Origin of the sequence: Candidatus Kryptonium thompsonii, from assembly GCF_001535985.1 — a bacterium.
GTDB classification, from domain to species: Bacteria; Bacteroidota; Ignavibacteria; order Kryptoniales; family Kryptoniaceae; genus Kryptonium; species Kryptonium thompsonii.
This window is the reverse complement of the sequence record NZ_CZVS01000005.1, coordinates 1-20,726: the sequence shown is the minus strand read 5'-3', so window position 1 is coordinate 20,726 and position 20,726 is coordinate 1. Positions and strand designations below refer to the sequence as shown.

At 37.0% G+C, this 20,726-nt stretch carries 20 protein-coding genes; 9 read left to right on the top strand and 11 right to left on the bottom strand.

The genetic code is table 11. The annotated features are described in order from the left end of the window. The first annotated feature begins 4 nt into the window (after positions 1-4). The 4 genes from AWW78_RS00895 to AWW78_RS00880 all read left to right on the top strand — a co-directional run bounded on the left by AWW78_RS00895 (position 5) and on the right by AWW78_RS00880 (position 2,922). Positions 5-403, top strand: coding sequence for a response regulator (locus AWW78_RS00895; protein ID WP_047133819.1), 399 nt, complete (start codon positions 5-7; stop codon positions 401-403). After that, positions 396-1,067 carry a response regulator gene (locus AWW78_RS00890; RefSeq protein ID WP_047133818.1) on the top strand — a complete coding sequence of 224 codons (672 nt, stop codon included), beginning with the start codon at positions 396-398 and terminating at the stop codon, positions 1,065-1,067. The genes AWW78_RS00895 and AWW78_RS00890 overlap by 8 nt, the downstream gene beginning before the upstream one ends. Positions 1,068-1,238: 171 nt before the next feature. Continuing rightward, the gene (locus AWW78_RS00885) at positions 1,239-1,625 is read left to right on the top strand and encodes a hypothetical protein (protein ID WP_047133817.1); all 387 of its coding nucleotides are present in this window, start codon (positions 1,239-1,241) and stop codon (positions 1,623-1,625) included. Position 1,626: 1 nt separating this feature from the next. Then, positions 1,627-2,922: a sensor histidine kinase gene (locus tag AWW78_RS00880; RefSeq protein WP_047133816.1), complete on the top strand. Its 1,296-nt coding sequence runs from the start codon at positions 1,627-1,629 to the stop codon at positions 2,920-2,922. A 41-nt stretch (positions 2,923-2,963) separates the two neighbouring features. Here AWW78_RS00880 and AWW78_RS00875 read toward each other — a convergent pair whose 3' ends face one another. The 7 genes from AWW78_RS00875 to AWW78_RS00845 all read right to left on the bottom strand — a co-directional run bounded on the left by AWW78_RS00875 (position 2,964) and on the right by AWW78_RS00845 (position 12,152). Beyond that, positions 2,964-3,836 (bottom strand): homocysteine S-methyltransferase family protein, encoded by an 873-nt coding sequence (locus tag AWW78_RS00875; RefSeq protein WP_047133815.1) that lies wholly within the window; start codon positions 3,834-3,836, stop codon positions 2,964-2,966. Then, positions 3,821-4,957 carry a glycerate kinase gene (locus AWW78_RS00870; protein WP_047133814.1) on the bottom strand — a complete coding sequence of 379 codons (1,137 nt, stop codon included), beginning with the start codon at positions 4,955-4,957 and terminating at the stop codon, positions 3,821-3,823. The genes AWW78_RS00875 and AWW78_RS00870 overlap by 16 nt, the downstream gene beginning before the upstream one ends. Next, on the bottom strand, positions 4,935-5,954 hold the full coding sequence (gene pdxA / locus AWW78_RS00865; protein ID WP_082349098.1) for a 4-hydroxythreonine-4-phosphate dehydrogenase PdxA: 1,020 nt from the start codon (positions 5,952-5,954) through the stop codon (positions 4,935-4,937). Before pdxA ends, AWW78_RS00870 begins: the two co-directional genes overlap by 23 nt. Continuing rightward, complete coding sequence (locus AWW78_RS00860; RefSeq protein ID WP_047133812.1) at positions 5,944-7,305, bottom strand: GWxTD domain-containing protein; 1,362 nt, start codon at positions 7,303-7,305, stop codon at positions 5,944-5,946. Before AWW78_RS00860 ends, pdxA begins: the two co-directional genes overlap by 11 nt. A 109-nt stretch (positions 7,306-7,414) precedes the next feature. Next, a complete protein-coding gene (locus tag AWW78_RS00855; protein ID WP_075425998.1) occupies positions 7,415-8,182 on the bottom strand; it encodes a PEGA domain-containing protein in 768 nt (255 codons plus the stop codon). Continuing rightward, complete coding sequence (locus tag AWW78_RS00850; protein WP_047133810.1) at positions 8,154-9,287, bottom strand: outer membrane protein assembly factor BamB family protein; 1,134 nt, start codon at positions 9,285-9,287, stop codon at positions 8,154-8,156. The genes AWW78_RS00855 and AWW78_RS00850 overlap by 29 nt, the downstream gene beginning before the upstream one ends. Positions 9,288-9,305: 18 nt before the next feature. Further along, positions 9,306-12,152 carry a BamA/TamA family outer membrane protein gene (locus tag AWW78_RS00845; protein ID WP_244884367.1) on the bottom strand — a complete coding sequence of 949 codons (2,847 nt, stop codon included), beginning with the start codon at positions 12,150-12,152 and terminating at the stop codon, positions 9,306-9,308. Positions 12,153-12,318: 166 nt separating this feature from the next. Between AWW78_RS00845 and AWW78_RS00840 the strand changes: the two genes are divergently transcribed. Genes AWW78_RS00840 through AWW78_RS00830 form a run of 3 tightly spaced genes read left to right on the top strand, consistent with a single transcriptional unit; the run spans position 12,319 to position 15,195 of the window. Continuing rightward, positions 12,319-13,458: a Re/Si-specific NAD(P)(+) transhydrogenase subunit alpha gene (locus AWW78_RS00840; RefSeq protein WP_047133839.1), complete on the top strand. Its 1,140-nt coding sequence runs from the start codon at positions 12,319-12,321 to the stop codon at positions 13,456-13,458. 23 nt (positions 13,459-13,481) lie between these two features. After that, positions 13,482-13,787, top strand: a complete 306-nt coding sequence (locus AWW78_RS00835) for an NAD(P) transhydrogenase subunit alpha part 2 (protein WP_047133808.1) — start codon at positions 13,482-13,484, stop codon at positions 13,785-13,787. A 22-nt stretch (positions 13,788-13,809) separates the two neighbouring features. Beyond that, positions 13,810-15,195 (top strand): NAD(P)(+) transhydrogenase (Re/Si-specific) subunit beta, encoded by a 1,386-nt coding sequence (locus tag AWW78_RS00830; protein ID WP_047133807.1) that lies wholly within the window; start codon positions 13,810-13,812, stop codon positions 15,193-15,195. 53 nt (positions 15,196-15,248) lie between these two features. On the opposite strand, the gene AWW78_RS00825 is transcribed toward AWW78_RS00830, so the two are convergent. Together AWW78_RS00825 and AWW78_RS00820 are read right to left on the bottom strand one after the other, a co-directional pair. Further along, entirely contained in the window at positions 15,249-15,944 is a 696-nt protein-coding gene (locus AWW78_RS00825; RefSeq protein WP_047133806.1) for a uracil-DNA glycosylase, read from the bottom strand. Positions 15,945-16,177: 233 nt separating this feature from the next. Then, positions 16,178-16,615, bottom strand: a complete 438-nt coding sequence (locus AWW78_RS00820) for a hypothetical protein (RefSeq protein WP_047133838.1) — start codon at positions 16,613-16,615, stop codon at positions 16,178-16,180. Between the two features lie 99 nt (positions 16,616-16,714). On the opposite strand from AWW78_RS00820, the gene AWW78_RS10465 reads away from it, so the two are divergent. Beyond that, positions 16,715-16,870, top strand: a complete 156-nt coding sequence (locus AWW78_RS10465; protein ID WP_159421032.1) for a hypothetical protein — start codon at positions 16,715-16,717, stop codon at positions 16,868-16,870. 1 nt (position 16,871) lies between these two features. On the opposite strand, the gene AWW78_RS00815 is transcribed toward AWW78_RS10465, so the two are convergent. Both AWW78_RS00815 and AWW78_RS00810 read right to left on the bottom strand, forming a co-directional pair. After that, the gene (locus tag AWW78_RS00815) at positions 16,872-18,089 is read right to left on the bottom strand and encodes a glycine C-acetyltransferase (RefSeq protein WP_047133805.1); all 1,218 of its coding nucleotides are present in this window, start codon (positions 18,087-18,089) and stop codon (positions 16,872-16,874) included. A 22-nt stretch (positions 18,090-18,111) separates the two neighbouring features. Next, positions 18,112-19,365: a zinc-binding dehydrogenase gene (locus AWW78_RS00810; protein WP_047133804.1), complete on the bottom strand. Its 1,254-nt coding sequence runs from the start codon at positions 19,363-19,365 to the stop codon at positions 18,112-18,114. A 173-nt stretch (positions 19,366-19,538) separates the two neighbouring features. Between AWW78_RS00810 and trpD the strand changes: the two genes are divergently transcribed. After that, a complete protein-coding gene (gene trpD, locus AWW78_RS00805) occupies positions 19,539-20,561 on the top strand; it encodes an anthranilate phosphoribosyltransferase (protein ID WP_047133803.1) in 1,023 nt (340 codons plus the stop codon). The last annotated feature ends 165 nt before the right edge of the window (positions 20,562-20,726 follow it).

Sequence of the window (20,726 nt, the reverse complement as noted above, 5' to 3'; positions counted from 1 at the left end):
GGCGATGGTCCATGTCCTTGTTGTTGAGGATGATGCTATGACGGCGCAATTGTTTAAAATAATTTTGGAAAGAAAGGGTGGTTTTAAAGTGACGGTTACAGACAACGGAGAAGAGATAATAAACCTTTTAAACTCCGGTGACGTTAATTTAATCATAATGGATGTCTCACTTCCGGGCACATTTGTAAACGGGGTTCAAGTTGATGGGTTAAAACTTTCAAGGATGATAAAGGAAAATGAAATTACATCAAAAATTCCAATTATACTTGCAACTGCACATGCCATGCGTGGTGATGCCGAAAGGTTCCTTGAAGAAAGTAAAGCGGATGACTATATTCCCAAACCCATTGTAGATCATAATTTGCTAATTGAAAAAGTTAAGAAATATCTACAAAATGAGTGAAGAGATAAAAAAGGGAAAAATTTTAATTGTTGAGGATGATCAAAACTATGCAAAGATTTTGGAAAGGGTTTTAACAAAAAATGGGTATGATGTTAAAATTTCAAATGACGGCATTGATGGCTTTAAGCAAATGCTTGAACTGAAACCAGATATAGCAATAATTGATTGGATGATGCCTGGGATGAGTGGAATTGAGCTTGTGAGTAAAATTAAGGCACATCAAGAATTAAAGTTTTGCTATGTTATAATGCTTACAGCAAGAGTTGAAACAGAGGATAAAATAACGGGTCTTGAAGCAGGAGCAGATGATTTCATAACGAAACCAGTTGATTTTAATGAGCTTATAGCAAGGGTGAGAGTTGGGTTTAGAATAAGAGCTCTTCAATCTGAAGTAGCAGAACTTGAACATGAGGTTGCACTTCTTGAAATGGCAAGGACACTTGGACACGAAATTAATAACCCACTTAATATAATTTACCTTGCCCTTGAGCTTATAAATCGCTCATTAAAGGATAACGACATCGACAAAGTTCGGGAAAACTTAACTCGAATTTTTCAGGCTTCCGAAAGAATAAAAGAAATCGTAAATAAGCTTATCACACTCAAGAAACCCGCCTTTAAGGATTATATAAACGGCAAGCGAATGCTTGACTTAGACAAATAAAAACCCTTACAAAATTTCTCAGCTTTTTTGTAATTTTTACCAAGCCTGAATTGGGGGGCAGTAAAAACTCTTATTAATCAATAAAAATTCAAACTTTATAAGTCAACTTTTACCTGGCACAATAGTTGCGGTTTTTAAATTGTAGATTTGTAAACTTAAAAATTTTTTGCCATGTCGATTGTTTGTAAAATTTTGGTTTATACGAGTGATCTCAAATTCAGTGAGAGAATAAAAGAAATCTTCGCCGAAAAAGATTATATCGTAAAAACCACGGAGTTATTTACCGAAGTTGTTGAAATATTATACTTTGAGCTATACGATATCTTGGTAATTGAGCCTGGATTTATAGGGGACCTTAGCGAATTATTGAAACTTGCTGATAATATTTTTCTTGGCATACCCATTGTGGTTGCTTGCAATGAAAATAAGTTGAGAATAGAGGATGGAAACAATTCAAGGTTTTATTTTATCAACAAGTTCGCTAATCCCGAGGAATGGCGAAATGTTATTCAAATTGCGGTAGATGAAAATTACATTATAAAGCCAAAGGAGGTCTAAAATGATTTCAATTGTGATTCAAAATATTATCTTCGGTATTCTTGCGATAGGAATTTGGTTTATCGTTAGAATTTTCGGGGAGGAAGTGCGAGGTTTTAAATGGGTTTTTGCAAGCGTGCTGCTCTTATGGGCAGCGTGGCTTATAGATGTTCTTTTTAAATTTAACTTTCTTTCTATTTCAGTTCTTCTGCTTGGTCTTGGATTTGGAATTTATGGCTTAGTTTTGATTTCAAAGAGAAAAGAAAGAGAATTGAATGTTATAGATTCGATCGAGTCAGCGGTAAATTCAATGATTAAGAAAATTGGTGCGAAGGGTGCTGTTATCTTTTTAGAGGGCATTGATAAAAATTTAAAGTTTGGAACTGATAAATTTGATGAGGGATGTTTAATGTTGTCAATCCCAATAAAATTAAGTGATGGTACATCATGTTATATAACTTTATATGGAGATAATCCGTTTGCCAAGTTTGAACAAAATGATTTTGAAACTGAACTTGCCTTTTTAAGGCTTTACTTGGAAAACTTAAAATTAACCCAAGAGATTGAGCTTGTTAAGTGTGATTCTGTTAAACTTAAAAATTCAATCTATGAGTATATCCACCTTCTTGCACATGAGCTTAGAAAACCGCTAACTGGTATAATTGGGTTTTCAGAGATTTTAAGAGATGAGTTTAAAAATTTGAGTGAGAGAGATATAATCGATTTTATCGGGAATATAAAAAAGTCTGGCGATGAAATGCTGGCAACCTTAAAGTATCTTACCGAGATCATGGAGGTTGAAATGGGAAAAGCTGAGCTGAAACTTGAAAAATTTAATCCGCTTGAGGTTGTAAGCGATGTGATAAACTGTTTTACAAATGAAATTAAGCAAAAAGGTTTAAGGGTTGTTATAAATTCTGATGAAAGTTTTGAAATTGAAGCTGATAAGAAAAAGTTTAAAGAGATAGTTTATCAGTTGATTTCAAATGCTGTTAAATTTTCACATGAAGGGTCTTCAATTGATGTTGGGATTGTAAAGTCTGGGGATAATTTTGAATTTAGTGTGAGGGATACAGGGATTGGGATTCGCCCTGAGGATATTTCAAAAATTTTTAAGCCATTCCCTAAGATAAAGTCCCACTTAAACGGCTCTGGACTTGGTCTTGCTCTCGCAAAATGTTTTGTTGAATTGCATGGGGGTAAGATAACTGTTTCAAGCGAATATCAAGTTGGAACTGAATTTAAGGTTATATTGCCGTTAGACAGTGGTCATAACTGTCTTAAAAAGGAAGAAGTTAAAAAGTACGAAGTGATATAAAGTTTCTTTCTCATGGCTACCTCCCTTATGAAAGGCATGGGTCATTGCGCCCATGCCTTTTCACTTTGTATTGTTTTGTCAACAAGTTTTCTTATCACTTTTATATGTTCGGGGGTTGTGCCACAACAACCTCCGATTATGTTTACTCCTAAACTGATAAGTTTCTCAACAAACTTAGATATGCTATTTGGTGTGTCTGGGTAAATTAATTTATCGTTTATTCGTTTTGGTGTTCCAGCTGATGGTTTTATAATGATGAAAGTTTCACTTATGATGGATTTTAACTTTTCAGCAAGTGTGGTCATTTCGGCAAATCCATTTCCACAATTTGCGCCGATAATTTCAGCTCCAAGGTTTAACATCTCTTTAACGCTGGTTTTTAAATCAGCGCCACCGTAGGTTTGAAATCCATTTTTTGTCAAATGAAAGCTCATCGAAACCGCTATAGGTAATTTTGTCTCAGTTCGGGCAACTCTATAAGCTGCTTTCATTTCCTCTACGAAGATCATCGTTTCGATTAAAATCGCATCTACACCACCATCATTTAAGCCACAAATTTGCTCTGAAAAATAAGCATCTATATTTTTGAACTCTTTATCAGTTGGTTTTAAACCAGTTGGTCCAACGCTGCCGAAAATAAACTTATTATCAATTTTAGCTTTCCGTGCTATTTGTGCTGAAGCTTTAGCCAGTTCATATATGTTTATGTCTTTGATTCTTACAGGATTTGCTCCAAACGAATTGGTTGTTATTATATCAGCGCCAGCGTTGATGTAATCAATGTGAAGTTTTTCCACTAGGGATGGCTTTTTAAGATTTAATATCTCAGGATTTTTTTCGCTTGAAAGTTTTAAAAGTTCAGTTCCGATCGCGCCGTCGCTTACAAGTATTTTCGATTTTAGCAGTTCGAGCATAGATTTTTTATTAAGTTCGCGATTTGTATCGATGTATCGAAAAGTATTTTGGATGCATTTTTAAGCGCATACGATTCTTTCATTCCAAGGTGTGTCATGGTTATTATTGATGTCAGCCCAAGGCTTTCGGCTAATTCTTTTAAGTCGCCTTCAATTTTTCCAGTTATGGCAATAATTGGTATATTTTTAGCTCTTTCAATTATTCCTTTAATTGCTTTGCCATATTTAACTTGGGAGTCGATTTTACCTTCGCCTGTTATTATGATGTTTGCATTTTTTATTTTCTCATCAAATGAGACGAGATCAAGGAACAGATCAATTCCTCTTACAAGTTCTGCATTGCAGAATGCAACGAGACCCCCTGCAAGTCCTCCCGCTGCTCCAGCGCCCGGAAGATTTCCTATGTCAATTCCATATTTTTCTTTAATGGAATCAGCTAATTTTTTAAGTGCTTTGTCAAAGGTTGGAAGTTCTGATCTTCGTGCACCTTTTTGCATAGCGTATGTGAAAGAAGCACCTTCAGGACCACAAAGAGGATTTAAAACATCTACAGCAACTTTAAATTTAACTTTTTTAATCCGTTCATCTACATCTGAGTCATCTATTTTCTTCAATTTGAGAAGATTTATTCCGCCCTGTTTTAGTTGCTTTTCGTTTTTATCAAGGAACCTATACCCTAAAGCTGTCGCCATACCCATTCCACCATCATTTGTGGCACTTCCACCAACCCCAATGATTATTTCGTTTATATCGTATTTGAATGCTTCTTTTATTAATTCTCCAACTCCATAAGTTGTGGTTATTTTAGGGTCGCGTTTGGATTTTGGAACAAGCGTTAACCCGCTCGCAGAAGCCATTTCAATTACTGCTGTCCTATTTTTAATCAAGAATTTGGCTTTTACCCTTTGTCCAGGCAGGGGACCTGATACAATCGCATCGTGAATTTCGCCACCGATTGAGTAGTGAATTGCGTCAACAAATCCTTCTCCTCCATCCGAGATCGGAATTTTTACGATTTCACAATTTGGCAGGATCGATTCGAATGCACTTGAAATTATATGTGTAGCTTCTATAGATGTAAGAGAGCCTTTAAATGAGTCAGGGGCTATTACGATTTTCATTTTTATGTTTGATTCGATTTTTGAAGATCTTGGCTGAGAGAATTATAGCGGACTCCATACTTTTTTCATTTGCGATTAATTTTCCAGCGATATCGTAAGCGGTGCCATGATCCGGCGATGTTCTCACTATGTTAAGTCCAGCTGAAAAGTTAACAGTTCTATAAAAATCTATAAGTTTTATCGGGATGAGCCCTTGGTCATGATATAGTGATAAAATCGCATCGTAATTTTTATATTTTTTCTCGCCAAAAAATCCATCTGCTGGGAATGGACCTTCAACCGAAAATTTTTCTCTGCTAAGTCGGTGAATAACTGGTTTTATTATTTTTTCCTCCTCTTCTCCAATAAGTCCGTTCTCACCGGCGTGTGGGTTTAGTCCAAGGATTGCAATAGTTGGCGAATTTATACCAAAATCTAAACGAAGTGAATTAATCAGGATCTCAATTTTTTCGGTCAACAATTCTTTTGTTAAAATTTTGCTCACTTTGGATAGAGGTATGTGAATCGTCACCAGTCCAAGTTTAATTTTGCTGTTTACAAACATCATTAGGTATTTTTTTGAGCTCGAAAGTTTCGCTATCATCTCTGTTTGTCCTGAGAAATTAAATCCAGCGAGATTTAACGCTTTTTTAGAAACTGGAGCGGTACATATAGCGTGGGCTTTTTGGGCAAGGCATAGCTCAACGGCAAGTTTTATGGATTCTCCAGCAATTTTGCCAGATGTCTTCGTGGGTTTGCCAATGTTAATTTCAAAGTTTTTAAAATTTTTCATCGGCAAAACATTTACAACTCCATCTTCAATTGAAAGATCATCCTCGTCAAACATAATGTGAAATTTTAAATTTAAACGCTTGGAGTAAATCTCGACGATTTTAAGTGGTGCTATGATAAATGGGTTGGCTATGCGTAGAACATTTCTTTTTACCATTGATTTTAAAGCGACCTCAGGACCTATGCCATTTATATCACCCACGGTGATCGCAATTTTAGGGTTCATATGTCTCAACGGATGTTAATTTAAAAGAACCATACTGATCAGTGAAAACAAACTTTCTTCTGATGGGTTCGTAATACCATATTTCCTCAGTCGGTCTTCCAGGGGTATATTTTCTTTCGATTTTTGTCGGTTGCCCGTAGAGTATATAAACCTTACCTTTATCCGTCCTTGCTCCATCCCTTTCTCTTAAGGTTGCGAAATTTATATACGCATAATCAACCCTTCGGTAGTATTCAGCCATCAATTCGTTATATAATGTTTTCGGTGTTGGATCTCTCTTTGCCCAAAATTCTTTAAATTTTTGTAACCTTGCTTGTTGTGTTCCAAATCTCAATTTTGCCATTTCATCTGGCGTGGCAATATACTCAAGAATTTCAATTGCGTAGTCAAGGTTTTGAAGTGAAAATGGCATATCAATCCATTCAACGGTGAACTTCTTTGTGAATGATTTTTTAATTTCCTTCCCAGTAGGGTCTTTAAATTTTACGGACATTATAAGCTCATACTCTCCAAGGTCAAGTGAGTCACCCTTAAATGGAATGAGAAGCGAATAATATCTCTGCGATGGCATTGGAACTAAAAGATAGGTGAAAATTGTGTCGTAAGGATTTTCTTTGAAAAGAAATTGTTTGTCGTTTTTAATTTCATCGCCCTGAATTGTAATTTTTTTCATTTCTTTTCTTTTTCCAAATTCGGAAAGAAAAACAAGGGAACATTCGACTGTTTCTGGTTTATCGGTGAATTGAATATAGGCGACAAACCCCTTCCCGAAGTTAACTCTGTTTCCAATGTTGGTTGGTATTAAAATAACCGTATCTCCATTTGTATGGCTTTCTTGGATGATCGTAAGATCCGATGTTTCAAATGAGTTGGGCTTAAATGATTTTAAATTAATGTTTCGTTCCCTTTTTAAAATCTGCGTAGCTTGTTCATCTTCGACGATCAATATCAAACGATAATTTCCTGGTGTTAAGTCAAAGCGAAAATTCCCCTGAGTGTAAATGTCTTTTGAAGTCGTTTCATTATAATCATTAGTTGCTCTATGACCTCTGAATATCTTTCTCGCTGTCGATCTCCCATCTTTATCAAGGATTTCGACGCTTACAGTGAAATTTGCAATATACAAAGGTGAATCCAAGGGGTTTTTTACAAATGTCAGCAGTGCGTTTGATATTCTAAAGTTTATGTCAATTCTACTTTTCGTTGTGTCTTCGCTTATGAGGTTTATAACTTCATAAAAGAATAGTTTCCCGAATTCTCTTTCGGTTGTTGAGAAAAATGGGCGGAAAAATGGAAGTTGCGCAGATAAGGTTGAGGTCAAAAGAAATAAGATGAAAATCGACTTTTTCATATTTACCTCTGAAATTTTTTCTCTTGCTTAATTTAAACATATAGATGCGAAAATTCAATCCACCGTTTAATTCAGTTTATGGATTTGAGTCGCTTTTGATACCAATGTTTTATTCCTTCAGCAATATATATATTGCAACTATTGTGGTTAATTCGAAAATTAAAAGCGTAACCCCAGCAACTTTATCATAAGTTTTAACCGTGTTAAGTTTTTCAGGATCCCCTGTTTTTAAATATTCGCCATATAATTTATCAGCCTGCATTTTGAAGTAAACCGAGACCGCTCCGCTTGCCAAACTTAATCCCGCTATTGGTAAGACGGATTTAAGTTTATCTTTCGGCTTTGTTCGCAGTTCTGATTCAGCGCCTGGTTGTTGAGGCAGGCTAACTTCGATATTTCGGCTCCCCCCATCTATGAAAACTTCAACTTCGCCATAACCCTTTTTTCTGATTTTTAAACTTTTCCCAAGCAAATCTTTCATTTTAAAAATCGTTGGGGTAGTTCCAATTATTGAATCTCCAAGAAAAATATCCGCCGAGAATGGAATTGAGTTAATTTTGATAAGTTTTTCAAAGGATATAAAAAGGTTCAGCGTGTCGTTTTCTTTAACTTCTATTTTCTGAACTATATCCTTTTCAAGCCAATCTGTTGTTTTAGGGTATTTCAAATTGAGCGTATAAGTCCCAGATTTGATTTTCATATTTATCAAAGGGGATCTTCCAACAAATGTTGAATCGATATAAACCAAAGCTCCACTCGGTTCCGTGTTTATGTTAATAAACCCATATTTTTCTTGAGTGAAAACATCGGCAGAAATTGATAAAAGAAAGACAAGCAAAAATATCATCTTATTTAGATCTCTGTGTTTTAAAAGCATAAACCATTCTATCTTCTGAAGCTACAAAGATAAAATTTTTCCAGATGACAGGTGTTGATTTTACTCTTCCACCAGTTTCGTAATTCCAAAGCAATTTTCCATCCGTGATATCAATTGCATAGATGTTTTTGTCAAGCGATCCGATGAAAACGACATTATCTGAGACAAGCGGGGCAGAATTGATTACGCTTTTCGCAGAGAAAGTCCAAAGAACAGTTCCATCCTTTTCTCTCAAAGCGTAAAATTTTCCAGAGGCTGTCCCAAAGAAAAGCAATGAGTCCTTAATTGCGCATCCACCGTAAATTTTTGAGTTTGTCTGAAATTTCCACTTAAGGTCTCCATTTTTAAGATCAAGACCGTAGAAAGTTCCGTTTAAAGCCCCAACAAATACTTTTCCTTTGTGTATCGAAACTGGGGCAAAGATAGGGGAATTTGTGTTAAATTTCCAGCGTAATTTTCCTGTTTCAAAATCAATGCAATAAACATTTCCATCATCGCAGCCGAAAACTATCGCATTTCCATCTGAAGCAGGTGATGAACGAATTGGTTTTGATGCTTTAAACTCCCAGATTTTTTGTGGTATGTCATATTTTATCTGATAGTTTATCACATGGCTGTCAATTGTTGCAACGATGAGATTATCATAAATAAACAATGGTGATGCTTCAATTTCACCAATCTTTTCACGCCATATGACCTTGCCAAGATTTAAATCAAGTGCTTGAAGTGTATTTTTACTGTGGGCGGTTGGGATTACAATCTTATTTTTATAAAGCACGGGAGTTGCTGATATGGCGGATTCTGCTTCAATTATGCCTATTTTTTTCCCCGTTTCAATGTCGACCGCATGAATTTCTCCATTGAGCGTGGCGATAAATAAAATTCCATCCGCAACAATCATTGGAGCGTATGAAAACCCTGCGCCAGCATTATATTTCCACGTCAGTTGAAATGGAGGTGATATGTTGAAGTAAGAAACATTGAGATTTTCTGGTGAATTTCCATATTGAATCCAATTGAATTCCCCAAGGATTATATTTTTTTCAAGTTTAAATGCTGAACAGGAGACAAAAACGAGTAGGAGAAAGATGCTAATTTTTTTCATGCGATAAATTTAAGTGTTTTAAAAGTCCCAGCCGAAAAAGAATTGATGGAAAAATGACTTTTGAAATTTTGATAAATTATTTTCAAGCCTTTTTCCAACATCATATCTTAATACGATGACTCCGCCAATATTAAATCTTATTCCAAACCCAACGCTTCCGAGTGTTTCTGTATATTTATTGTCCCATGCGTTTCCAGTGTCAAAGAACAGCGCACCTCTTATTGAACCTATGAAAATTCCGCCAAATGGGAATTTGATATCAAATTTATCTATGAACGGAAAGCGTAGCTCTTGGCTTACAAACCAAAGTTTCTTACCCCTTATTGACCATCTTTCATATCCTCTCAAATCCCAACTTCCGCCCATGAACCATCTTCTCGCCTCTTTACCTTCATTGTAGAAAAGTGTCAACCTGACAGCATATGCTGATCTTGTGGATAATCTGAAGTAATGTCTGTAATCAAAAATGAATGTGTAGTAATTGACATTTGAAAATTGTATATCTGTGGTATAAGCAAGGGTTATGTTGAATCTCTTGCCGTCGATCGGTCCTGTTGGAGACCAAAGTGAGTTATCAAAAATGTAAGAAAGCGAGTTTGAAAGAAGCATAGCTTTTCTTTCTCTGACCCCAAAGAGTATCTCTTTATCCGAGCGATTTAACATAATGCTAGCCTCAACCCTTCTGAAGACTGATATTGGATAGCTTAGTGCGAAGTATCCTCCGTATGCTTTTTCGTAGTAAAAAAGATCAGGGTCCGTAAGATCATATCTTCTCCCAGCTAAGTGGAAAATACCATATGCGAAATTCGTTCGTTTGCTCAGTGAGACGCGCGAAATTGCAATGTTGAAACTTTTTAGAATTTCGTCCTTTGTCTGTGCTGTGTTGTAAATCAAGATGTAATATCTTTCGTTTCCGAGAAGATCACTTAAAGCGATTGCAGCACCGCCAACTGTTCCAAATATCGGATCTGTTGAGATTTGGCTTTGTGCTATATCAAGATCATATTTCCCACGATATGTGGTTACATTGACCTTTTGAATTCCGTGAATTTTGGGCGTGTCCCAGTGATTTTTGTCAATTGTTTGATAGTTTATCTTTTGAACGAAATTTGGCTTTTCAATTTTTTCGTAAACATTCTCAATCATTCTAATTTGAAATTTCAAGTTTTCAAGCGCGACACAAACTATCCTGCCATCGTCGGTCCATGTTGGATCAAAAGCAGCGGTTGTTAAATTCGTGATTTGTTTTATTTCGACTTCCTCATATCCGTTCAAATTAAATGTTCCGTCAAGTTCGGCTATGAATTTCTTTTGTGAAAGGTCAATTACCCAGATATTTTGTGTCCCGTCGATGTCCGAAGAAAAAGCGAGAAATCTTCCGTCTGGTGCCCATGAAGGCGAGCTACAAGAGAAATTACCGTAGATAAAATACTCGATTTTATCTTCATTTACATCGTAAAGGAAAATGTTATATTTCCCGTCGATCCCAAAATTCATTCTGTCGGAGATAAATGCGATTTTATCACCTTTCGGCGACCATGCAACTTCTCTGTCGTCGTAAAAATCGTTTGTTAATTTTTTCAGGTTTTTCGTCTTGAGATCGAAAATGTAAATGTCGCTATAACCTGACTTATCTATAGCTGTTATAGCTAGTTTTTCAGCATCAGGGGAAAATGAAAGGGATGTTATCATTACGAGCGAATTAAATTGAAACATATCCGTAATTTTTTCGCTTCTTAGATCGTAAATATGTATTGCGTCATGATCCCCAGATTTTGTTATGAAGGCAAGCTTGTCATTTTTAACATCAATTTTTGTTTTGAAAAGATGAAATGCCTCAAGTTTATCTGAGCGTTCCCCTTCAATTACTATTTTTGGTTTTGTTTTTGATTCAAGGTCGATTTTGTAGATATTTGTGTAGCCCGTTATATTTCCGACAAAGTAAATTTCTCTTTTATCCCCATTTCTGTAAAAGACAGGCTTCATATTAAATCCTTCGACGACAAGTGGTTTGGTAACGGCGCTCGGTGGGTCATTGTATTTGAGAAGCGGGTAATATTTTTTCTTAAGGTGATAGAGCCATTCCTCATCAAATTGTTTGTAATTTTTCCCAATCGTTAATTCAAAGACTTTTTCGAATGAGTTAGCTTTCCAGAAGTTTTCAAGCAAAAGAAGAATTTTTTCCTCACCGTATTTTTGAGCTATATATTCGAGTATATTTTGTCCCTCTTTATACATCAAAAATGTTCCTAAAATTCTATCCATTTCGGAGAGAGGCACAATGTACCCGTTAAGGACAGCATCTCTTAGAAGCATTTCAGCTTGGTTATCCCATTTTGTAGACCAAAATTCAGCGAGTCCCTCTGTAAACCACAATGGTGGCATCTTTTCTGTCGGCTGTTTGCGATCCTTTAGAACGCGTTGAACTTTATGGAGTGTAAATACATGGATGAGTTCGTGTTTTATTACGTGTTTGAATTGATAAAGTGAACCATCAAATGGTATAACAACCCTTCCTTTTATGAATTCAAAAAATCCGCCAACTCCTTCTGGGATTAATCCGGGAGTTGTATTTGTTTGCTGGAAATAAAGATGGGAGCTGTAGAAAACGAGCGGGATTTTATTCAAGATGTTTATGTTGAACTTTTCTTGAAGTTCAGCATAAGCTTCTTCAGCAAAGTATGCCCCTCGCTCAGCAATATCTTTCATTTCAGGGTGATAATAGATGTCAAAGTGTTCAGTTTTTAAAATATCCCATTGAAACTCTGTATATTGAACTTTGTTTCTCCCGAAATAATACCATTGGGCAAGACAATTGGAGTAAAGGAAAAGGAAGCACAAAACTAAATTTATAAATTTTATCATGGCTTTAATTCGACTTTATTAAGAGTCCTACTCAAATTTATAAACGCTATAACAATTAATCAAGTTCTTAGTGGCTGAATTTGGGTCTTTTAAGGCAAATTTTGAAAAACGATATTTTTTTGTTAATTTTGGTTGCAAAAAATCTAAAATAAACTACAAGAACCTAATGGTTAAAATCGGAGTTCCAAAGGAGACCTATCCTGGGGAAACAAGAGTAGCAATTATACCTGCTAATGTTCAACAATTCAAAAAAATTGGGGCTGAAGTTATAATTGAGTCAGGAGCAGGCGAAAAAGCCGGTTTTACTGACGCAGAATATCTTGAAAAAGGGGCGCAAGTTGTGAAAACCCGAAAAGAAGTTTTTGAAAATGCCGATGTTATACTTCAAGTTCGAGCTCTCGGGGCAAATCCCGAAATGGGTAAAAAAGATATTGCCTTGATGAGGGAAGGGCAGATTTTAATTGGATTTATGGAACCTTTCTTTGCGAAGGACTTGGTTGAAGAGGTGGCGAAGAAAGGGGTGATTTCTTTTGCACTGGAACTTTTGCCGAGGACATCTCGGGCTCAAAGTATGGATGTTTTATCTTCAATGGCTACTATCTCTGGATATAAGGCTGTTTTGCTTGCGGCAAGTCATTTACCGAAGATGTTTCCAATGCTTACGACAGCAGCGGGGACAGTTTTACCTGCAAATGTTTTTGTTATAGGTGCTGGAGTTGCTGGGCTTCAGGCAATCGCAACAGCAAGAAGGCTTGGAGCTGTTGTGAAGGCGTATGATATAAGACCGGCAACAAAACAAGAAGTTGAAAGTTTGGGAGCAAAATTTGTTGAGCTTGGACTTGAATCTCAAGAGGCTGAGGATAAAGGTGGGTATGCTCGGGATATGGGAGAAGAATTTTATAGAAAACAGAGAGAAATGCTGACAAAAGTTGTGGCTGAAAGTGATGTTGTCATCTCAACGGCTGCTGTCCCTGGGAAAAAGGCACCTATATTAATTACCGAGGATATGGTCAAAAATATGAAACCTGGTTCAGTTATCGTTGATCTTGCTGCTGAAAGAGGTGGAAATTGTGAATTAACCAAACCTGGCGAAGTGATTGAAAAGTACGGCGTTACAATAATTGGACCTGTCAATGTTCCAGCAACAGTGCCTTATCATGCAAGCCAAATGTATTCGAAGAACATCACAAATTTCTGTATGCTTTTCATTAAGAACGGTGAAATAAACATTAATCTTAACGACGATATTTTATCAAGCACATTACTTACAAAAGATGGAAAACTAACAAACCCAATCTTTGATTAAAAACAAAACTTAGAAAAGAAAATATGGATTCATTCATTGCGGTGTTAACCATTTTCGTTTTGGCTATGATCGTTGGATTTGAAGTTATCACAAAAGTTCCACCAATTCTTCACACGCCGTTGATGTCGGGTTCAAATGCAATTTCTGGAATCACAATTATAGGTTCAATTATAGCTGCTGGAGCTAAATACACGACGCTTGCTTCTGTCCTTGGTGTAATTGCAGTTGCATTTGCAACTATAAATGTCGTTGGTGGTTTTCTTGTCACCCATAGAATGCTCGAAATGTTTCAGAAGCCAAAATCAGATCAGAAGGAAAAGAAATCGTAATTAAAACAAAAGTAAATTTACTATGCCACAAGCACTTGTAAATATTGCTTATTTAATTTCGGCTTTGTTATTCGTCTTTGCTTTTAAAGGTTTGTCCCATCCACGAACTGCGATTAGAGGCAATCTTCTCGGAGCACTTGGAATGTTGATAGCAATTGTTGTAACATTGATGGATAAATCAATTGTAAGCTATGAACTTATCATTTTAGGTTTTATAATTGGTGGGGTTATTGGGGCGGTTTTAGCTATTAAGGTTCAAATGACCGCTATGCCCCAGATGGTTGCCTTGTTTAATGGTTTCGGTGGTGGTGCTTCGACGCTTGTTGCTGCGCTTGCTTTTATTGAGGCAACGCAATTAAACAAAACTCTTGGGACGCAAGAAACTGTCGCAACAGTTGCATCTGGAATAATTGGTGCGGTTACATTTTGGGGAAGTCTGGTAGCTTTTGGAAAGCTCGAGGGCATAATTGAGGAAAGGCCAGTTAGATATAAGGGAGACCAAATTGTTAAAATTTTATTTGCACTTTCTTCTATTATCCTTGGCATTTACTTTGGACTTGAGCGAGATATAAGCTATTACTGGTATTTAGTAGCGGCATCATCAGTTCTTGGTGTTCTTTTGACCATTCCGATTGGCGGTGCGGATATGCCAGTAGTGATTTCTTTATTAAACTCATACTCAGGACTCGCTGCTTGTGCTACGGGTTTCGTTCTAAATAATAATGTTTTGATCATTTCTGGCTCGCTTGTTGGTGCATCTGGAATTATACTTACAAATCTTATGTGTAAAGCGATGAATAGATCTTTGACAAATGTTTTATTCGGTGGATTTGGTGAGATAGTTGCAGGTGCTGATGAAGACAAGGTTTATGGTGGTAAGGTGAAATCGGCTTCACCTGAGGAAGTGGCGATGCTACTTGAAAATGCAAGACGTGTTGTTATAGTTCCTGGTTATGGAATGGCAGTCTCACAGGCGCAATTTGCAATTCGTGATTTGATGAAAGTTCTCGAATCCAAAGGGATTGAGGTTGAATTTGCAATTCATCCAGTTGCAGGAAGAATGCCTGGGCATATGAATGTTTTGCTTGCGGAGGCAAATATACCGTATGAAAAATTAAAAGAGATGGATGAGATAAACCCAACATTTGAGCAAACGGATGTATCAATTGTAATTGGGGCAAATGATGTTGTGAATCCACTTGCCCGAACAGATTCAAACAGTCCGATTGCGGGTATGCCAATTCTTGATGTTGATAAATCAAAAACAGTTGTCGTAATAAAACGAAGTTTAGCGCCGGGATTTGCTGGGATACCGAACCCATTATTTGCAGCGGATAATACCTTGATGCTTTTTGGAGATGCGAAGAAGATGGTTCAGGAGCTGATAAACGCCTTAAAAGAGTCTTGAGAATTGATCTTGATGTTTGTTATCTTTAGCCCCGACAAATATGTCGGGGTTTTTTATTTTATAAGTTCCTTGGAACGAGTGAAAATTTCATCAAACATTTTTTCGGTCAATTTTCCTGTGAAAGTATTCCTTTGGCTTGGGTGATATGAACAAAGTAGGGTTATTTTTTTCTTATCCCGTTGAAAAGTTAATTCATTGCCGTGATAAAATTTCGAATTGCCGTTTATTCTCTCAAAACCAATGTCAATCAAAGTTTTTATAGTTGTTGCGAACGAGATTTGCCCGAGCGTTACGATGACCTTTACATTTTTTAGAAGCATTAATTCATTTTTTAGGTAGTCATTGCAGTTTTTGATCTCTTGTGATGTTGGTTTATTTTCAGGTGGGGCGCATCTGACGACGGCGGTGATGTAACAGTTGTTAAGTTTTAAACCATCATCTTTTGAAATCGATTCAGGTTGGTTCGAAAATCCAAATTTGTAAAGTGTTTTGTAAAGCCAATCGCCGCTTCTATCCCCTGTGAACATTCTTCCAGTTCTATTTCCACCATGTGCAGCGGGTGCAAGTCCAACGATTAAAAGTTGAGCGGATTGATCTCCAAATCCTGTGAGTGGTTTCCCCCAATAATCCCAATTTTTAAATCTTGCTACTTTTTCCTTGGCTACTTTCTCACGCCATTTGACAAGGCGAGGACATTTGTGGCAGTTTATAATTATATGGTTAAGCTCTTCGATTGATTTAAGGTTCAATTTTTAAAGATATTTTTTTGTTGCAAATTTTTAAGTCGAGATATGGTGAATTGTTTTAGGTTAAAGGGATTAAAAATAAACGAAATAAAGGGACATAAATTTGCCAAATGCGATGAACAAATTCGCATCGCCACAAGAAATAGATAAACCTATTCGTTCACTTTTGATGTTTAAGGCGCCAAGGTTGTTTTGGGATTACAATAGAACAATATCAATCTGGTGAAAGTTTTAATTTAGCCTCTTGGGAGTTTAAGTGTGCTTAAAATACGCGATGCTTTTTTAGCATCGGCATCGTTGTCAAAGGCAAAGAAAGCAACAAATTTGTTGCCCAAAACTGAAGCCTTCACGAAAGACAAATTAATCCCCGCTTCTGCTAAAGCATTAGTCATCAAGTGTCCTAAGCCTGGTTTATTTTGACCTTCGATACGGAGCACAACGGGAGTGGATACCTCAGAAAAGCCCACAGACTTTGCAGCTTCAGTTGCTTTTTTGCCCTTGACAGGACCAAGATAAACAACGCCAAAATTCGCTTTTGCAGGGTTGCGTTCAACCAAAACAACTTGTAAGTCAACTTTTGCTTGGGCAAATGGTTCTAATACCTTGGCAAGCGTTCCTGGTTTGTCCTCGATTTCCCCGCTCCACAAGGCGACTTTCTGTACCTTTAAAGGCATATTTTCACCTCCTAATTTTGATTTTGTAAACCCAAAATCTTGTCGACTTGTAATTAATATATAAAACTTGCTCACATTTGTCAAGATTTTCCCACGCCGATGATCACTTTTAGAGCAGGGGCACAGGAATATTTCCTACCAGATGATATTTCCCCTCTGTTTGCCCTTAGATATTTCCAAAATTTCTGTGAGTCGGACGGGATTGGTTTAAAAGATAACTTTGGAGCTGGCGTAAGCCAGCTCCTGGTGAGTTGATTTATGAAATCACTCCCAATCTTTTCCCGACTTTTTTAAATGCCTCAAGTGCTCTATCGAGATCATCTTTTGATAATGCGGCTGAGATCTGGGCTCTTAATCTTGCTTCTCCCTTTGGAACCACGGGATACCATAAACCTTTGATGTATACACCTTCTTTTAGTAATTCTTCGCTCATATCCATTGCAAGCGATGCTTCGCCGAGCATTATTGGAACGATTGGATGAATTCCGTCAATTATCTTGAAACCGAGATTTTTAATCTCACGCCTGAAATATGCAGTGTTCTCTCTTAGTTTATCAATTAACGAAGTATCCTCCTCAAGCATTTTGATTGCTTCAAGCGTTGCCATGATGACACTTGGTGGGAGCGAATTCGAAAATGTGTAAGGTCTTGATTTTTGCCTGAGATATTCAATCATTTCTTTTTTACTGCTGATGAAACCGCCAGCTGCTCCTCCGATTGCTTTTCCAAGGGTTCCAGAGATAACTTCAACTTGTCCAAATACGCCAAGCTCTTCCGTAGTTCCCCTTCCTGTTTTTCCGATAACTCCAAGTCCATGAGAATCATCAACGAATAAAATTGCGTTGTATTTTTTTGCAAGTTCAACAAGTTGAGGAAGTGGTGCCATATCTCCTTCCATGCTGAAAACCCCGTCGGTGGCAATTATTCTGAAGCGGTAATCTTTATCTTTGTCTTCCTCAAGCATTTGTTCGAGCGTTTTCCAGTCGCCGTGTGGATAAACTTTTTTATCGACAACCTCTGGCTTGCATAATCTTATTCCGTCGATGATGCTAGCGTGGTTTAATCGATCGCTGTAGATGACATCTTTGTAATTTTCATATCCAAGCGCTTCATTTACGAGCGAAGCGAAAAATCCTTCATTTGCAGCAAAACATGACGAGAAAAGAATTGTATCTTCGGCACCGACAAACTCTGAAATTTTTTCCTCAAGTTGTTTATGAATTGATTGAGTTCCACAGATAAATCTAACGGATGCGACGCCATAACCATACTCTTTAATTCCACGGATGGCTGCCTCTTTTATTCTTGGGTGTGAAGCAAGTCCGAGATAATTATTTGATGCAAGCATTATGACTTCTCTTCCGTCAACCCTTACGATCCCGCCTTGTTCGCTCAGCAATGGAATTTCTTTTTTAAATGTTTTTGTCGCCTGTAATCTGTTTAGTTCTTGAGTTAAAATTTGTGTGTAGTTCATCTTTATGCTAACGATTTTGTTTTTAAGGTTTTAAAATCACTTTTAAACCATCCCCATTTTTTATGGCGTTGAAGCCCTCTTCAAACTTTTCAAGTGGTAATTGGTGTGTGATAAATCCTGCTTCGAGAATTTTTTCAGCAAGTCCTGATTTAAGAATTGAACGCATTATCTCCCATGTTTCAAAAACTTTCCTTCCAATTATGCCATGAATTGTGATTCCTTTGAAAATCACATTTTTTGAAAAATCGATGTTTACATCTCCCTCAGGCAATCCAAGAAGTGATATAGTTCCGCCCATTCTTATAACTTCAAATGCGTCTTGGTAGGCTTTGTAATTTCCTGACATTTCAAAAACTATGTCAACGCCCGTTCCGTTGGTTTCTGCTTTAACAGTTTTTATGAATTTCTCTCTTTCCTCCGGGATTGCGACATCGAAGCAAAAGTCAGCTCCAAATTTTTTCGCAATTGAAAATCTTTTCTCAACAATTTTTTCGTGAGTTGCGCTGGTTCCAGGTTTTGATGCGTCTGTAACGAAAATTTTTGATGCACCGCTCATTTTTGCAATTGCTGTTGCCATTAACCCTTGGACCCCACATCCAAGAATCGCCACAGTTTGTCCCATTAAGTTAACGGATTGTGCAGTATGGACTGCGTTTCCAATCGCATCCATGAATGCGATTATTTCTACGGGAAGCTCACCGTTTCTAAATAAAACTATGTTCTCAGCTGGAACTTTAACATATTTTGTGAAAGCACCGTCTTCGTGGATCCCTTTTATCTTCGTGTTTTGGCATACATGTTTTTGTCCAATTCTACATTGGTAGCATTTTCCACAAGTTATATGCATCTCTGCTGAGACGACAAAATTTTCATTTAAAAACTTGATCAAATCGGGATCACCAGCAAGTTCATCGGTATTTCTTTTCCCGATAAAGTCAGATAAAGTTTTGTCTTCATAGGATTTTACAATTAATAGACCAGCGAGATGTTTTCTCGCTATGTCACCAGCGTCAACAATTTTACCTGCAAATTCATGTCCAATGATTACATAAGGTGTCGTGTTTGAGAGCATTTCATCTTTCAATGATTGTTTGCTGTTGTAAATTCCAACATCTGTTCCGCAAATTGCTGACGCAAGGATTTCAATTTTTACTTCTCTTGGGTCAGTTATTTGGGGTATGGGAACTTCGGTAAGTATCAGTCCCTTTTCCCAATCCTTTTGGGGGTGGGGGGTTGGTTTGATAACTGCTTTCATGGTGTTGCTTTCGGTGTGCATTTGATATGTCCTTTTACTTTTTGTTAAACCGAGGTTTTGTTAGTTCAGTGTAAATATAGCCAAAAGATTCTTTTAGTTCAATTTGAGATGATTTGAAAACCGTCGATGAAATTTGATAATTTGAATCGTTAAGTTTAAATTCTTACTAAAAAAATTTTCAATTTGTAAGGCTTATGATAAAAAATGCAATTGCAAAGCTTGTTCAAAATGAAGATTTAAGCCTTGAGGAATCATATTTTGCTATGCGACAGATAATGTCGGGGGAGGCTGAGCCAGTTCAAATAGCTGGTTTTCTTGTTGGATTGAGGATGAAGGGGGAAACAGCTCACGAGATAGCTGGTTGCGCTAAGGCAATGAGAGAAAAGGCGGTGAAAGTTGATTTTGAAGATGAGAATTTGATAGATACATGCGGAACTGGGGGAGATGGCGTCGGAACTTTTAATATATCAACGGTTTCTGCAATTATTGCCAGCGCGGTCGGGGCTAAGGTCGCAAAGCATGGGAATAGATCGATATCAAGCAAATGTGGAAGTGCCGATGTTTTGAAAGAATTAGGTGTTAACATTGAGTTGACACCAGAGCAAGCAAAAAAGTGTCTTGAGGAGATAAACATAACTTTTTTATTTGCCCCTTTCTATCATACGGCGATGAAATACGCAGCTCCTGTGAGGCAATCCCTTGGGATAAAGACTATATTTAACATACTTGGTCCACTTACCAATCCAGCAGGAGTGAAAAAGCAAGTTATTGGGGTTTTTTCAGAGAATTTAACTGAAAAAATTGCCTTTGTTTTAAAAGAACTTGCTTCTGAACATGCTCTTGTTGTCCATGGGACTGGTGGAATTGATGAGATCTCAATTGCTGGAGCTACGAAAATAACTGAATTAAAAAATGGCGAAGTCAAAACATATGAGATCGTCCCCGAAGATTTTGGGTTGAAAAGATGGGATTTGAATTTGATTCTCGGGGGAGATGCGAAATTAAACGCTGAGATAATAAGAAAAATTCTTGATGGTGAAAGTGGTCCCCATAGAGATGTGACATTGCTTAACTCTGGAGCTGCAATTTATGTGTCTGGTCTCGCAAGTTCAATTTATGAAGGTATTAAAATGGCTGAAGAAGCGATAGATTCTGGCAGAGCGAAGCAGAAGCTTGAAGATTTAGTTAAATTAACAAACAGTTTTAACAAAGTTTAAGTTTATGCCATTAATAATCTCCTTGCTTTTAATTGCGGGTGGAATTTTGGTTTCAATGCTCGAAACTGCTGTTATAACGCTTGAAGACGCAGAGAAAGTTAAATCTAGGTTGATAGATAAAATTGAATTTTTTAAGAAAAAGCCTGAAAATTTTGCGTTTACAAT

Bases quoted from the DNA above. Each gene is read 5' to 3' on its own strand.
- AWW78_RS00895 (WP_047133819.1), top strand. From the start codon at position 5: ATGGTCCATGTCCTTGTTGTTGAGGATGATGCTATGACGGCGCAATTG.
- AWW78_RS00890 (WP_047133818.1), top strand. From the start codon at position 396: ATGAGTGAAGAGATAAAAAAGGGAAAAATTTTAATTGTTGAGGATGAT.
- AWW78_RS00885 (WP_047133817.1), top strand. From the start codon at position 1,239: ATGTCGATTGTTTGTAAAATTTTGGTTTATACGAGTGATCTCAAATTC.
- AWW78_RS00880 (WP_047133816.1), top strand. From the start codon at position 1,627: ATGATTTCAATTGTGATTCAAAATATTATCTTCGGTATTCTTGCGATA.
- AWW78_RS00875 (WP_047133815.1), bottom strand. From the start codon at position 3,836: ATGCTCGAACTGCTAAAATCGAAAATACTTGTAAGCGACGGCGCGATC.
- AWW78_RS00870 (WP_047133814.1), bottom strand. From the start codon at position 4,957: ATGAAAATCGTAATAGCCCCTGACTCATTTAAAGGCTCTCTTACATCT.
- pdxA (WP_082349098.1), bottom strand. From the start codon at position 5,954: ATGAACCCTAAAATTGCGATCACCGTGGGTGATATAAATGGCATAGGT.
- AWW78_RS00860 (WP_047133812.1), bottom strand. From the start codon at position 7,305: ATGAAAAAGTCGATTTTCATCTTATTTCTTTTGACCTCAACCTTATCT.
- AWW78_RS00855 (WP_075425998.1), bottom strand. From the start codon at position 8,182: ATGCTTTTAAAACACAGAGATCTAAATAAGATGATATTTTTGCTTGTC.
- AWW78_RS00850 (WP_047133810.1), bottom strand. From the start codon at position 9,287: ATGAAAAAAATTAGCATCTTTCTCCTACTCGTTTTTGTCTCCTGTTCA.
- AWW78_RS00845 (WP_244884367.1), bottom strand. From the start codon at position 12,152: ATGATAAAATTTATAAATTTAGTTTTGTGCTTCCTTTTCCTTTACTCC.
- AWW78_RS00840 (WP_047133839.1), top strand. From the start codon at position 12,319: ATGGTTAAAATCGGAGTTCCAAAGGAGACCTATCCTGGGGAAACAAGA.
- AWW78_RS00835 (WP_047133808.1), top strand. From the start codon at position 13,482: ATGGATTCATTCATTGCGGTGTTAACCATTTTCGTTTTGGCTATGATC.
- AWW78_RS00830 (WP_047133807.1), top strand. From the start codon at position 13,810: ATGCCACAAGCACTTGTAAATATTGCTTATTTAATTTCGGCTTTGTTA.
- AWW78_RS00820 (WP_047133838.1), bottom strand. From the start codon at position 16,615: ATGCCTTTAAAGGTACAGAAAGTCGCCTTGTGGAGCGGGGAAATCGAG.
- AWW78_RS10465 (WP_159421032.1), top strand. From the start codon at position 16,715: ATGATCACTTTTAGAGCAGGGGCACAGGAATATTTCCTACCAGATGAT.
- AWW78_RS00815 (WP_047133805.1), bottom strand. From the start codon at position 18,089: ATGAACTACACACAAATTTTAACTCAAGAACTAAACAGATTACAGGCG.
- AWW78_RS00810 (WP_047133804.1), bottom strand. From the start codon at position 19,365: ATGCACACCGAAAGCAACACCATGAAAGCAGTTATCAAACCAACCCCC.
- trpD (WP_047133803.1), top strand. From the start codon at position 19,539: ATGATAAAAAATGCAATTGCAAAGCTTGTTCAAAATGAAGATTTAAGC.